Origin of the sequence: Neorhizobium sp. BETTINA12A (assembly GCF_023006485.1) — a bacterium.
In the GTDB taxonomy this organism is placed as follows: domain Bacteria; phylum Pseudomonadota; class Alphaproteobacteria; order Rhizobiales; family Rhizobiaceae; genus Neorhizobium.
On sequence record NZ_JALBGW010000132.1, the window covers coordinates 1 to 12,721 of the forward strand.

At 62.5% G+C, this 12,721-nt stretch carries 17 protein-coding genes; 9 read left to right on the forward strand and 8 right to left on the reverse strand.

Annotated elements, in window-relative coordinates; genetic code table 11:
• Positions 1–1,027: YbfB/YjiJ family MFS transporter (locus MOV61_RS22905; protein ID WP_247138225.1), on the reverse strand; the 1,027-nt coding region annotated here is incomplete at its 3' end.
• Positions 1,028–1,229: 202 nt separating this feature from the next.
• Here MOV61_RS22905 and MOV61_RS22910 point away from each other — a divergent pair.
• A complete protein-coding gene (locus MOV61_RS22910; protein ID WP_038544383.1) occupies positions 1,230–1,445 on the forward strand; it encodes a hypothetical protein in 216 nt (71 codons plus the stop codon).
• A gap of 30 nt (positions 1,446–1,475) precedes the next feature.
• Here the strand turns inward: MOV61_RS22910 and map are convergent, their stop codons facing one another.
• Positions 1,476–2,231 (reverse strand): type I methionyl aminopeptidase, encoded by a 756-nt coding sequence (gene map / locus MOV61_RS22915; RefSeq protein ID WP_038544385.1) that lies wholly within the window; start codon positions 2,229–2,231, stop codon positions 1,476–1,478.
• 69 nt (positions 2,232–2,300) lie between these two features.
• A complete protein-coding gene (locus MOV61_RS22920) occupies positions 2,301–3,344 on the reverse strand; it encodes an LLM class flavin-dependent oxidoreductase (RefSeq protein WP_247138237.1) in 1,044 nt (347 codons plus the stop codon).
• A gap of 253 nt (positions 3,345–3,597) precedes the next feature.
• Here MOV61_RS22920 and MOV61_RS22925 point away from each other — a divergent pair, with 253 nt between their 5' ends.
• Positions 3,598–4,971: a diguanylate cyclase gene (locus MOV61_RS22925; protein WP_247138226.1), complete on the forward strand. Its 1,374-nt coding sequence runs from the start codon at positions 3,598–3,600 to the stop codon at positions 4,969–4,971.
• Positions 4,972–5,091: 120 nt separating this feature from the next.
• Here the strand turns inward: MOV61_RS22925 and MOV61_RS22930 are convergent, their stop codons facing one another.
• Positions 5,092–5,562: an SRPBCC family protein gene (locus MOV61_RS22930; protein WP_247138227.1), complete on the reverse strand. Its 471-nt coding sequence runs from the start codon at positions 5,560–5,562 to the stop codon at positions 5,092–5,094.
• Between the two features lie 150 nt (positions 5,563–5,712).
• On the opposite strand from MOV61_RS22930, the gene MOV61_RS22935 reads away from it, so the two are divergent.
• Complete coding sequence (locus tag MOV61_RS22935) at positions 5,713–6,012, forward strand: DUF1905 domain-containing protein (protein WP_247138228.1); 300 nt, start codon at positions 5,713–5,715, stop codon at positions 6,010–6,012.
• A 186-nt stretch (positions 6,013–6,198) separates the two neighbouring features.
• On the opposite strand, the gene MOV61_RS22940 is transcribed toward MOV61_RS22935, so the two are convergent.
• The 3 genes from MOV61_RS22940 to MOV61_RS22950 form a co-directional block, all read right to left on the reverse strand.
• On the reverse strand, positions 6,199–7,452 hold the full coding sequence (locus tag MOV61_RS22940; protein ID WP_247138229.1) for an RNA polymerase sigma factor: 1,254 nt from the start codon (positions 7,450–7,452) through the stop codon (positions 6,199–6,201).
• The gene (locus MOV61_RS22945; protein ID WP_038588533.1) at positions 7,449–7,838 is read right to left on the reverse strand and encodes a YciI family protein; all 390 of its coding nucleotides are present in this window, start codon (positions 7,836–7,838) and stop codon (positions 7,449–7,451) included. The genes MOV61_RS22940 and MOV61_RS22945 overlap by 4 nt, the downstream gene beginning before the upstream one ends.
• 73 nt (positions 7,839–7,911) lie before the next feature.
• Positions 7,912–8,775, reverse strand: a complete 864-nt coding sequence (locus MOV61_RS22950) for a helix-turn-helix domain-containing protein (protein WP_247138230.1) — start codon at positions 8,773–8,775, stop codon at positions 7,912–7,914.
• Positions 8,776–8,909: 134 nt separating this feature from the next.
• Between MOV61_RS22950 and MOV61_RS22955 the strand changes: the two genes are divergently transcribed.
• From MOV61_RS22955 to MOV61_RS22980, 6 genes are all read left to right on the forward strand, one after another.
• A complete protein-coding gene (locus tag MOV61_RS22955) occupies positions 8,910–9,770 on the forward strand; it encodes an N-acyl homoserine lactonase family protein (protein ID WP_247138231.1) in 861 nt (286 codons plus the stop codon).
• Between the two features lie 84 nt (positions 9,771–9,854).
• Positions 9,855–10,562 (forward strand): glutathione S-transferase N-terminal domain-containing protein, encoded by a 708-nt coding sequence (locus MOV61_RS22960; RefSeq protein ID WP_247138232.1) that lies wholly within the window; start codon positions 9,855–9,857, stop codon positions 10,560–10,562.
• Between the two features lie 48 nt (positions 10,563–10,610).
• Positions 10,611–11,066: a GFA family protein gene (locus MOV61_RS22965; protein WP_247138233.1), complete on the forward strand. Its 456-nt coding sequence runs from the start codon at positions 10,611–10,613 to the stop codon at positions 11,064–11,066.
• Positions 11,067–11,127: 61 nt separating this feature from the next.
• Positions 11,128–11,382, forward strand: a complete 255-nt coding sequence (locus MOV61_RS22970) for a type II toxin-antitoxin system ParD family antitoxin (RefSeq protein ID WP_038544398.1) — start codon at positions 11,128–11,130, stop codon at positions 11,380–11,382.
• A 3-nt stretch (positions 11,383–11,385) separates the two neighbouring features.
• Complete coding sequence (locus tag MOV61_RS22975; protein ID WP_247138234.1) at positions 11,386–11,688, forward strand: type II toxin-antitoxin system RelE/ParE family toxin; 303 nt, start codon at positions 11,386–11,388, stop codon at positions 11,686–11,688.
• A gap of 115 nt (positions 11,689–11,803) precedes the next feature.
• A complete protein-coding gene (locus MOV61_RS22980) occupies positions 11,804–12,232 on the forward strand; it encodes a glyoxalase/bleomycin resistance/extradiol dioxygenase family protein (RefSeq protein ID WP_247138235.1) in 429 nt (142 codons plus the stop codon).
• Between the two features lie 54 nt (positions 12,233–12,286).
• Here MOV61_RS22980 and MOV61_RS22985 read toward each other — a convergent pair.
• Positions 12,287–12,721: SPOR domain-containing protein (locus MOV61_RS22985; protein WP_247138236.1), on the reverse strand; the 435-nt coding region annotated here is incomplete at its 5' end.

The window sequence follows — 12,721 nt, forward strand, 5'->3', positions numbered from 1 at the left end:
CGGCGGTGGCGGAGGCGAGTGCCCGGCGCGGGCTTTCCGGCGAAAGCTTCCGGCCGATCTGCAGCCCGTAGGCGGTGATCACCATGAAGGTGACGCCGAGCAGCAACCCGCCGACAAGCGCACCCGCCGTCGGCGGCAGCATGACCGAACCGAGCACCCCGACCATCTGCAGGCCGAGCGCCGTGGCATAGGTTTTGCCGAGCCCGAAGCGGTTGACCACCGGCCGCCAGAGCAGGAGTGAAACGGCAGCCGCCGAGCCGGTCAGGAACCAGGCGAGGAATTCGACGACCGGGCCGGCATTCCCCATCCGCGCTATGGTGACGAGGAAGGTCGCGGTGATCACGTAGCCGAAGCCGAACAGTCCATAGGAGGCAGTGAGCAGCACGAGCGGCCTGCGCCATTTAAGCGGCGGTTCGACCGCCGCGCCGGTGCCGATCGCCTGTTTCGGCAGGATCCACGCGACAACGGCGAGCACGACGAGCACGATCGCCGCGCCGGCGAGCCAGTTCGTCCGCCAGCCGTGCGCGCCATCACCGACCATCGTATTGACGACGAAGACCAGCGCCGAGGAGAGCGCGATGCCAAGCCCGACGCCGCCGAAATGCAGGACGTTCACATTGTCGCGGCCGACCGCATAGGGCAGCACGATCGACGAGGTGAAGATCATCGCAAGCGCGCTCGCAAGGCCTGCCAGAAACCGGATGACGATGAAGGCGACGACGGAGTCGGTCGCGGCCATGGCGGCAAGCAGGATCGCGGTCGCCAGAAGCCCGCCGAGCGCCACATTGCGCTCGCGCCCCGCCGCCCAGCCATAGGCGGAGAGAATGGCGCCGGCGAGATAACCGGCGAAATTGCCCGCCGCGATATACCCCGCATCGGCCGCCGAAAGCGGAATGCCGGTCATCATGCCGGGCAGGATCGGCGTGTAGAAGAAACGCCCGAAACCCATCGCCGCCGCCATGGCGATGGCGCCGGCAAAGCCGATCAACAGGGGGCGGTGCGAATAACTCGTATTGATCTGCAGCATGGCACGGTTATCGCAGCCGCGCTCGGTCGCGGCAAATAAGGAATTTTCATTGCAGCGATGCACCGAAGTGATGGATCGGTACACAAGCGATCGTGCATGTGCCGCGACGATTTGGTGCAGTGCATGACCGAAACCGTCTTGCTGCTGACATGAAAGCAAGCCAATCTCTGAGCCATCGCCATCGGGGCGCGGAGGCATGCGCATGGAACATGACCTGACCCTATCCGAAGTGCTCGTCGATCCGTTGATCGCCCAGCTTCGCCAGGCCGACGCTGTCGGTTACGCCGCTTTCGCGCAATTGCTGCAGAGTGCGTCCCGCGTCTATGCGCGCCAGATGCTGGGAAACCTTCAGACCGAGCGCACCGACGCCTTCTATCGTCGCGTCGATGCCGTGTCGGGCGCCAACAAGCACAACTGACCGACCTGCCGTGACGGCAGAAGTCTTCGCTCAATCCGCGAGTGTCAGGATCAACGGTCCGTTACGGGTCGCGACGATCGTATGCTCATATTGCACGGTGGGTGCCTTGGGGTCGCTGTAGAGCGTCCAGGGATCGCCATTGCTGCCGTCCTCGGCCCAGTTGGCGCCGAGTGACAGGAACGGCTCGATGGTAAACACCAGCCCGTCTTCCATCGAGCGCGTCTCGTGGCGATCCGGCCAGGTCGGGATTTCCTTCGGCTCGTCATGCAGCGTCAGGCCGATGCCGTGGCTCGAAAGATTGGTGATCAGCGTATAGCGGTTCTTCTTGGCGAAGTTTCCGATTGCATTGCCGATACCGGAAAGCGGCTTGCCGGCCTTGACCTGCTGCAGCCCGGTCCATAGCGCCCGGCGGCCGTCGCGGCAGAGTTTTTCGATCTCGCGCTTCACCGGCGGCACCGCGTAGGAGGAACCCGTATCGCCGAAAAAACCGTCCTTGACCGCCGAGACGTCGATATTGACGAGGTCGCCCGCCTGGATCACCCGGTCGCCCGGAATGCCGTGGGCGACTTCCTCGTTGACGCTGATGCAGGTGGCGCCCGGAAACTGGTAGCAGGTCTCCGGCGCCGATTGTGCACCATTGTCCTCCAGGAACTTGCGGCCGATCGCGTCGAGTTCGCGGGTAGTGATCCCCGGTTCCAGTGCCTTCGCCATGGTCTCCATCGCCTGCGCGCAAAGCCTGCCGATATCCTTCAGCTTGGCCAGTTCGTCTTCGGTGGAGATAACCATGGTCTGCCTAACGTCCTAACGTGTTCAAACTCGATCAGGCGGCCGGTTTCGCGCCATCGGCCGAGCCCGTCAATTCTTTTCTGACGACCCCAGTTCTTTTCTGACCAGCGGCGCGACTTTCGTGCCGTAGAGCTCGATGCCGCGCATCACCTGGTCATGCGGCATAGGACCGATCGCCATCTGCAGCAGGAACCGGTCCATGCCGAACACTTTGTGGGCGGCGATGATCTTTTCGGCTACCAGTTCCGGCTCGCCGAGGAAGAGATTGCCGAGCGTCGAGCGCGCCTCGTCGAAATGCGCCCGGTTGGTCGGCCCCCAGCCGCGTTCGCGGCCGATGCGGTTCATCACCTCTGCCTGCGGGCCGTAGAACTGGTCGGCGGCGGCCTCGGTCGTATCGGCGATGAAACCATGCACGTTGATGCTGGTCTTCAGCTTGACCGGATCCTGACCGGCGCGGCGGGCGGCCTCCCGGTAGAGGTTGAAGAAGGGGGCGAAGCGCGGATATTCGCCGCCGATGATGGCGACCGCGAGCGGCAGGCCCATGGCCCCTGCCCGCGCCACCGATTGCGGCGTGCCGCCGACGGCGATCCAGATCGGCAGTTGCCTCTGCAGCGGGCGTGGATAGACGCCGCGGCCGTTGATCGGCGCGCGCTTCTCACCCTGCCAGGTGACGATCTCCTGATCGCGGATGGCGAGCAGCAGGTCGAGCTTTTCGGAAAACAGCTCGTCATAGTCGCCGAGGTCGTAGCCGAATAGCGGATAGGATTCGATGAACGAGCCGCGGCCCGCCATGATCTCCGCCCGGCCATTCGAAATCAGATCGACGGTCGAAAACTGCTGGAAGACCCGCACCGGATCGTCTGACGAGAGCACCGAGACGGCGCTGGTCAGCCGGATATTCTTGGTGATCGCGGCAGCCGCGGCAAGCACGGTCGAGGGCGACGAGACGACATAGTCCGGGCGGTGATGTTCGCCGAGCCCGAACACATCGAGCCCCACCTGGTCGGCAAGTGCGATCTCCTCTAGCAGATCCTTGATCCGCCTTGCGCCTTCCGCGCCCTTGTCCAGTGCTGCGGCATCGACATCGCCAAAAGTATGAAGTCCGAGTTCCATCTTGAAGAAATCCATTCGTTGATGCCCGTCAGATAGTTATCGGGCACCTTCAGCGCAAATGCTATTCTTTCGAAGGCATCGTTCGATGGAATGGATAGGCGCACGGCCGGCCGGCAGCACCTGTGCCATAATTTGACAACTCGCACGGGACTGTAAGATTTCGGACACAAATATAGGTTTAGCACCTAAGGGAATGGTAATCGATCGGGCATAGACTCCCCGGCCAGCAGAGACAATAGTTTAGGTAAATCGAATGAATGACGGCACCGGAAATCGGCCGGACTCGGACGTTCCGAACCTGCAATCGTCGAATGACATCCTTATCGTCGAGGATTCCGCCGCCCTTTCGGCATTGCTGCGACAACGACTCGAGCGGGAGACTGCCGGCAGGACCTTTTGCTGTGCGAGCCTGGCTCAAGCTCGTATGCTGCTGGCGGGGCAGAAGTTCACCCTGGCCCTGACCGGCCTCAACCTGCCCGATGCGCCAAACGGCGAGATCCTTGCCCTGCTGGCCGAATACGCGGTTCCGACAATCGTCTTCACGGCAACCTCCGAGACTGAGACCACCATCCGCTACACCGAGCGGAAGATCATCGACTACATTGTCAAGAGCGACAACACGACGGTTGATACGGTCGTCAGGACCGTGAACCGCATCCTGACCAACAACGCCTTTTCCGTACTCGTCGTCGATGACGCGAGATGGGCCCGTTCCGGTCTGGTCGAGATCATGCAGCGGCAGAACTTCCGTGTCCTCGAAGCCCTTTCCGGCAAGGAGGCCCTGGATATGCTTGCCGACAATCCATCGATCGAACTGGTGATCACCGACTACAACATGCCCGACATGGACGGACACGAGCTGACGAGGCGCATTCGCGCAACCCGGCCATCGGACGAGCTGCGCATTATCGGGGTTTCGTCTTCGACCGACCGCGGCCTCTCCGCAAGCTTCCTGAAAGCCGGAGCGTCGGATTTCATCTACCGTCCCTTCGTCCCGGAAGAGCTGCAATGCCGCATCGACAACAATGTCGAAACGCTGACCCAGCTGAAGCGGCTGCGTTATCTGGCGGAACGAGACCATCTGACGGGTCTCGCAAACCGCCGCTTCTTCTTCGAAAAGAACCCGCCCCTGGAGCCTGCACCGCCAAACGACGCGGTTGCCATCCTCGACATCGACCATTTCAAGTCGGTCAACGACACCTACGGCCACGAGGCCGGCGACCAGGTGCTGAAGCGTCTTGCCAGCACCCTCAGGGAGATGACCATCGACAAGCGATACTTCGCTGCCCGCCTCGGCGGCGAAGAGTTCGCAATCTACATGAAGGACACCAACGCCTTCCAGGCTCATTCCTTTTGCGAACAGGTACGCAGCCGCGTCCAGACCACCACCATCCCGCTGCAGGACAAGGACATATCGGTGACCATCTCCATCGGCGTCATGGAAATGGAGGAGCGCGAGACCTTCGGCAACCAGCTCAACGCCGCCGATCAGCTTCTCTACATGGCAAAAAAGAACGGCCGCAACCGCGTCTATTCGAGCCTGACGATACCGGAAGCGCTGATCCCCCAGGCGCAGGAACCGGAGGAGCCCCGTACCCGAGTGACCCGGCGCCCCGGCACCCGGTGAATTGCCAAACGAAGTTCGAATCCGTTTTCAAAGACTTACGGCAGCCTTTTGAATCAATCCCGAAAGCGCCTTGAGGCCGGCGAAGCCGCCCGAGCCTCACCCGGGCGGCAACTCTCTGCTTCAGAACGTCTTGGCGATCTCTTCGAGCTGTCTGGCAACGATACCCCAGCCTTCCTCGAAGCCCATCTGCTGATGGGCATTCTTGTCTTCCTCCGTCCAGTGATAGGCCGTCGCGATATATTTCGTGCGGCCGTTGCCGAGGTCCTCGAATTCGACGACTGCAGTCATGAACGGCTTTTCCGACGGCACCCAGGCGCTGGTATAGGCGTCGGTGAAGACCAGTTTCTTGTTCGGCACCACTTCCAGATAGATCCCATAATTGGGGATCTTCTCACCGTTCGGCCCTTCCATCAGGATGAAGCTCGATCCGCCTGCACGGACGTCCATCCGGGCTTCGGTCACCTTCCACGGCTGCGGGCAGAACCATTCGCCCATGCGTTCCGGCGTGGTCCAGGCCTTGTAGAGCTTGTCGGCCGGCACGTTCATCTCGCGGACGATCTGCAGGGCGTGCTTGGCGGTATTCTCGGTCATCGTCGGTCTCCCTCGAGTTTCACAAAACATCTCATCCGATGTTGAACCTAGGACGTGTGACGAGAACGATATCCGACAAGTGTCATGGAATTTTTTAAGGGTCTGCGGCAAATATCTCGAAGCGGCACGGCAGGCACCGAAAGAGCATCCATGACCCAGTTCAGATTCGAAGCTGAAGTCATCCACTGGCGCGGCCCGTCCCCTTTCTTCTTCGCGCCGCTCCCGCCGAACCATGCGGAGGAGATCAGGCGGCTATCGAAGCTCGTGAGCTACGGCTGGGGCGTGATCCCGGTCGACGCCACCATAGCGGGGGTCTCGTTCTACACGTCGCTCTTCCCGAAGGACGAAACCTATCTGCTGCCATTGAAGGACGCGGTGCGGAAAAAGACCGGAATTACCGCAGGCGACACGATTGCCGTGGAGATGACGTTACGGCAGCCGAGGCGGTAGCGGGGGCATTGTATCTGCGGTTGCCCCTCACCCTAACCCTCTCCCCGTAAAAACGGGGAGAGGGGACTTGCCCCATTCGTCGCCGATGATCGAGGCAGGCCGGCGCGTCTTGCGTCCTTCTCCCCGCGCGCGGGGAGAAGGTGGCGGCAGCCGGATGAGGGGCAGCCCTGCCTGCGATTGCCCGCCCTATTCCACCAGCGGCGTCACCGCGCCCAGCTTATCGATCTGCTGGCGGATATGGGCGCATTCGGCGGCGGAATTGGCAAGCGCGATCGCCCGGTCGAAGGCCTCGCGGGCTTCGGGTTTGCGGCCGGCCTGCATCATCAGTCCGCCCTTGACCCCGTGAAAATAGAAATAGCCGTCGAGCTTGTCGGCAAGCGGCGCGATCATGTCGAGCGCCGCCTCCGGCCCTTCGAGCTTCGAGACCGCGACGGCCTTGTTGAGCGTCACCACCGGCGACGGCTGGATGCGCTCCAGCAGGCCGTAAAGCATGGTGATCTCCTTCCAGTCGGTGTCCTTCGGCGTCGGCGCGCGCGCATGCAGCGCCGAGATCGCCGCCTGCACCTGGTAGGGGCCGGGCTTGCGGTGGCGGATCGCCTTGTCGAGCAGCGCCAAGGCCTCGTTGATCAGCTTGCTGTCCCAGCGGCTGCGATCCTGATCCTCGAGCAGCACGATCTGGCCATCCTTGTCGATGCGCGTTCTGGCACGCGAATGCTGCAGCAGCATCAGCGCCAAAAGGCCCATGATCTCCGGCTCTGCCGGGAATATCCGCAGCAGGAGGCGCGCAAGCCGGATCGCCTCGTCGCAGAATGCGGCGCTGTCGGCATTGGTAATGCCGGCGGAATATCCCTCGTTGAAGACGAGATAGATCATCGACGAGACGATGCCGAGCCGCTCCGACCGTTCCAAAGGCCCCGGCGTCTCGAACGGCACGCCGGCCTTGGCGACGCGCGCCTTGGCGCGGGTAATGCGCTGCTCCATGGCGCTGTCGCCGACCAGGAAGGCGCGGGCGATCTGGGCGACGCTGAGGCCGGAAACGATCCTGAGCGCCAGCGCGATCTGCTGGGTCGCCGGCAGGTCCGGATGACAGCAGATGAACATCAGCCGCAGGATATCGTCGCGGTAATGGGAATTGTCGAGCCGATCGGCCATGTCGCCCTCGGCATCGGACAGATCGGAAAAGGCTTCCTCCTCCGGCAATGGATCGTTCTTGGAGCGCTTGCGGACCACGTCGATGCCGCTGTTGCGGCCAACGAAGATCAGCCAGGCGGCCGGATCGCGCGGCGGCCCCTTGTCCGGCCAGGTCTTGATGGCGCGCAGGCACGCCTCCTGGAAGGCCTCTTCCGCGATGTCGAGATCGCGGAAGTAGCGAAGGAGCGCGCCGAGCGCCTGCGGCCGGGCGGCCGTCAGGGCAAGATCGATCCAGGCAATATCTGTCATGTCTTGGTCTCGCTATTTTTGATTTCGCCGGGATGGAAGACGTAGAAGGGCCGGATTTCGTAGGAACTGGATCCGGGATTGACCGCCGAAAGCGCCTTCGAGAAGGCGACCGCTTCCTCCAGCGTCTCGACATCGAGCGTGTAGAAGCCGAGCAGCACTTCCTTGGTTTCCGCAAACGGCCCGTCGAGCACCAGCGGCTCCTCCTTGCCTTTTCGCACGGTAGTGGCAGCGGTCGTCGGCATCAGTCGTCCGACAGGGCCGAGCTTGCCGGCCTGCGCGTAAGGCGTCTGCACCTCGATGAGCTTCGCCATGACCGAATCCTCCTCCTCCTTGGACCAGGCGAAGACGGTTTCCTCATGGGCGTAGCAAAGGATGGCGTAAAGCATGCGTGTCTCCCTCTCTTGATGAAGACGAAGGATTAGCGGCTCATCCGACAGGACGCAGCAATTTTTTGAGGGATCAGGGCCGACCGGTCGGACTGGTGCCGAAAGTCTCGCGAAAACGGCGGGAGAAATGCGACCGCGAGGCATAACCGGCAGCCTCCGCTGCAGCGATGCTGGAGGCGCCCGAGGATATGGCGTTCTGGCCTGCCTTCAGCCGCTCCCGCCGCAGGATGGTCCGGAACGAGGCACCCTCCAGCGAAAGACGACGCCGCAGCGTCGAGGCCCCGATGCCGATCTGTTCGGCGACCTCGGTTATGCTCCACTGTTCGGAAGGGGCAGTGGCGATAAGCCAGGCGATCTCGTCCGAAAGGCTCTGGCGGAACAGCAGCCGCGCTTCCGGCAACGGGCGGAGCAATGCCAGCACCTCGGCCATCCGCAGCCGCTTGATCGTTTCGCCGATGGCCCCGTCGGCAATCGTGGTGGCCGCATGACAGAGCGCCTCCACCAGACCTTCGCTGAGCGGCACGCCGAAATTGCCCAACTCGCCGCCCTTCAGCCGCTCCGCCGTCGAGAGCGGCGGTATCCCTTCCGGCAGCGACGGAACGTCGAGGCGCAGTGCGACGTAGAACCCGGTCGTCTCGTCGGGAATGTTGACGACATCCATCGGCACCTTGCGCGGCAGGACGAAGACGGAGCCCGGCGGGAAGGCATGCGTCCGGTCGCCGAACCAGATTTCCTTCTGTCCGTAGAGCACGATGCCGATCATCGGATCTTCGAGCTCCAGCGCCTTCACCTTCTCCCGGTCGAAACAGCAATAGATGAACAGCTGCTCGGCATAGGCGTTCATGCCGGGCTTGAGACGCCCCGCCACCATCGGGCGCAGACGGTCGAGCAGGCGGCGGGAAAGATCGGGAAGACGCTGGGTGACGATCAGGTTCATGGCCGCAGTATAGCGCAGGACCGACGATGAAAAACACTTCAGGTGAGCGTTTCGGGCTCAAGCGGTTAAAAATCCGGCCCTGACGGGATGTCGAAAGCAGGCAGAAGGCGTGGCTTCAACGCAGGAGACTTTTGATGAAGACCTTAGCCACCCTTTCCACCCTTGGCGCTTCCGTTCTGGCCGCGGGCGTCGCCCTCTTCACCCTGTCGGGCTCCGCTCGCGCCGCAGCCGATATCGAACTGTGGCGGCTCGATTGCGGCTCGATCGTGGTCAAGGACCTGTCGAGCTTTTCCGATACGTTCGCTTATAAAGGCGAAAGCCGCACCCTGACCGACAGCTGCTATGCGATCCGCCACGGTGCTGATTACCTGCTCTGGGATACCGGCCTGCCGGCTGCCCTGATCGGCAAGGCGCCGGACCTCACCCAGCCGCTGGCACCGTCGCTTTCCGTCGACATCCCGACCCAACTCGCAAAGATCGGCATCAAGCCGGATCAGATCGGCATCGTCGGCATCAGCCACAACCATTTCGACCATCTCGGCCAGGCCTCGACCTTTGCAAAGGCGACGCTGATGATCGGCGCCGGCGACTGGGAAAGCCTGCACGAAAATCCCCTGCCTTTCGGGGTCATGCCGGTGCTCGTCCAGCCCTGGATGGACGGCAAGGCAAAGATCGACCCGGTTTCCGGCGATCGCGACGTGTTCGGCGACGGTTCCGTCACGATGCTCGCCATGCCTGGCCACACCAAGGGCGAGACGGCGCTGCTCGTCAAACTGCCGCAGAGCGGACCGGTCCTGCTCTCCGGTGACGTCGTGCATTTCGAAGAGCAGATCGGAAACAACGGCGTGCCGCCCTTCAACATCGACCGGGCCGAAAGCCTCGCCTCGATGGAGCGCATGAACCGGATCGCCAAGCAGCTGAACGCAAAGCTGGTCGTCCAGCACGACGCAGACGATATCGGCAAGCTGCCGGCTTTCCCGGCCAGCGCCCGCTGACTTCGATGAGATCGCCACTGGCGCATCGCGCGCCGGTGGCTATATTCCGCGGGAACAAAACTCTGCCTCCCAAGGAACCCCGATATGGCCGACCTTTCCGCCTTCCCGATCACCTCCAGATGGCCCGCTCAGAACCCGGACGTTCTGCAGCTCTATTCGACGCCGACGCCGAACGGCGTCAAGGTTTCGATCATGCTGGAAGAGATCGGCCTGCCCTACGAGCCGCATTTCATCAATATCGGCGCCGACGAGACATGGGGTCCGGAATACCTGTCGCTCAATCCGAACGGCAAGATCCCGGCGATCCTCGATCCCAACGGCCCCGGGGATAAGCCGCTGGCGCTATTCGAAAGCGGCGCGATCCTGATCTATCTCGCCGAAAAGACCGGCAAGCTGATGTCGTCGGATCCGGCCAAGCGCTACGAGACGATCGAGTGGGTGATGTTCCAGATGGCCGGTCTCGGGCCGATGTTCGGCCAGCTGGGTTTCTTCCACAAGTTTGCCGGCAAGGACATCGAGGACAAGCGCCCGCGCGACCGTTATGCCAAGGAATCGCACCGCATCATCCGCGTGCTGGAGACCCGTCTCGAGGGCCGCGATTGGGTGATGGGCGACGAATATTCGATCGCCGACATCGCCATGCTCGGCTGGGTGCGCAACCTGATCGGCTTCTACGGCGCCGGGGAGCTCGTCGAATACGACCAGCTGAAGCGCGTGCCGGAATGGCTGGAGCGCGCGCTGGCAAGACCAGCCGTCCAGCGGGGCCTCGACATTCCGAAGCGTCCGGCCTGATCGAACGCCGTAGCCGCCCCGTTGCATTGATAAAATGGAGATACAAACATGCCCAAACCCACTCTTCCCATGGAAGGCGGATGCCGCTGCGGGCAGGTGCGGCTAAAAATCAGCGCACCGCCGATCCTGACCACGGCCTGCCACTGCACCGGCTGCCAGAAGATGAGCGCCAGCGCCTTTTCGCTCTCCGCCGCGATCCCGTCTGAAGGGTTCGAGGTGACGCAAGGCGAGCCGGTGATCGGCGGCCTGCATGGCGACGACGCCCACCACTATCACTGCCCGCACTGCAAGAGCTGGATGTTTACGAGGCCGGTCGGCATGGACTGGTTCGTCAACCTGCGTCCGACCATGCTCGACGACCCGCAATGGTTCGTGCCCTTCATCGAGACCTATACGTCCGAAAAGCTGCCCTGGGCGACGACACCGGCCGTGCATGCCTACGAAACCTTCCCGCCGATGGAGGACTATGAGGGCCTGGTGAAGGAATTTGCGGGACGGGTTTGAAGTTCGAAATCGCTTGTAAAAATCCCTGACTGCTTCCATCATTGGAGGGAAGGAGCTGTCGATGGACATCCATGTTTCACTGACGGACGATCTGGCCGAGTTTGTCAAATCCAAGGTCGAATCGGGACACTATCGCTCTTCGAGCGAAGTCGTCGAGGAGGCCTTGCGCCTGCTGGAGGAACAGGACCACGCAGCCGATAATCTGACGCGCCTGAAAATAGCGTGGAGCGAAGGTGTCGAGAGCGGCGATTATCGCCCTCTGGATTTGAAAGCGATCAAGGCCGAAGGCCGCAGCAGACGTGCGGGCAAGCCTTGATCCATGGCCAAGATGGTCGTTTATTCCAGCCGGGCTCGTGACGACATGTTGGACATCTGGTCCTGGATCGCCGACAAAAGCGGAGTGGCCATGGCCGATGCGGTTGCCGAGCGCCTGGAGGCCCGCATATCGCGATTATCGGATCATCCCGAGATGGGACCGGGGCGGCCCGATATTGCGCAATCCGCACGCATGCTTGTGGTGGAAAGGTGGCTCGCCCTCTACGCGATCGCCGACGACACGGTTCGCGTTGTCCGCATCGTCGATGGTGCCGCCGATCTTGGGCGGGTCAAATGGGACACCTAACTCCATCCGGCGAAACTGCGTAAAAAAATCGCCGCCCCATGTCGGCGTCTCCTCCTCTCGTTCGTCTTTGTATTGTCCGGCATGGACGAGAACGACCCGAACAGGAGGGAAAATAATGGATACGAGTGCCCAGACGAACGACAATCAGGTAGCTTCGCCCGTCCGCGGCGGCGTGGTCGCCTATCTTCAGCTCGACGGGGCGATGAAGGCTGCCGAGTATTACAAAAACGCCCTCGGCGCCGAGATCGAAGCCTTTCATCCGGTGGATGACCAGGGCCGCACGATGCACGTCCATCTCTATATCAACGGCAGTTCGGTGATGCTCGGCGATCCCTATCCGGATTACGGCCACCCGCTCGAAAAGCCGCAGGCCTTCACCATGATGCTGCCGGTCGACGACATCGATTTCTGGTGGAAACGCGCCGTCGACGCCGGCATGACGGTGGAGACCGAGCTGCAGGTGATGTTCTGGGGCGACCGCTACGGCCAGGTCCGCGACCCCTTCGGCGTCGCCTGGGCGATGAACGCGCCGGTCAAGGGCTGAGATCCGTCGGGGAAGCAACGCGCCGCCGGTGATCCGGCGGCGCGTTTTATCCGTTTATCGTACCACGAAACAGGTGATCGCCTTGGCCTGCAGGACCGAGCAGGCGCGCGTGGCGGCATCGCCGTCGGCAAAACCGACGAAGCGAGCGCGGAAGATTTCCTTGCCGCTATCGGCATAACTTTCGATGCTCGGCGCGACGCGGCCATACCCTTGGGCGAGCAGCGGCATTGCCTTTTCCAGCAGCGCGGATGCCTGGTCGCGGCTGGCGGCGGCGGCGATCTGGATGCGCCAGAGCGACCCGACCGGCTGCTGTGGCGTCATCGTCTGAGACGACGCCATCCGGGATGGGGCCGTCGGGACTGGCGCGGTCTGGACTGGCGTGGTCTGGGGAACGGCGTTCGGAGGCGCGGCATAGAGATTGGCGAGCGCGGTCTTGGGCGCAACGCCAAGCGCGATCTCCTTGCGCGGCGAAGGCGTCGCGAAGGCGAG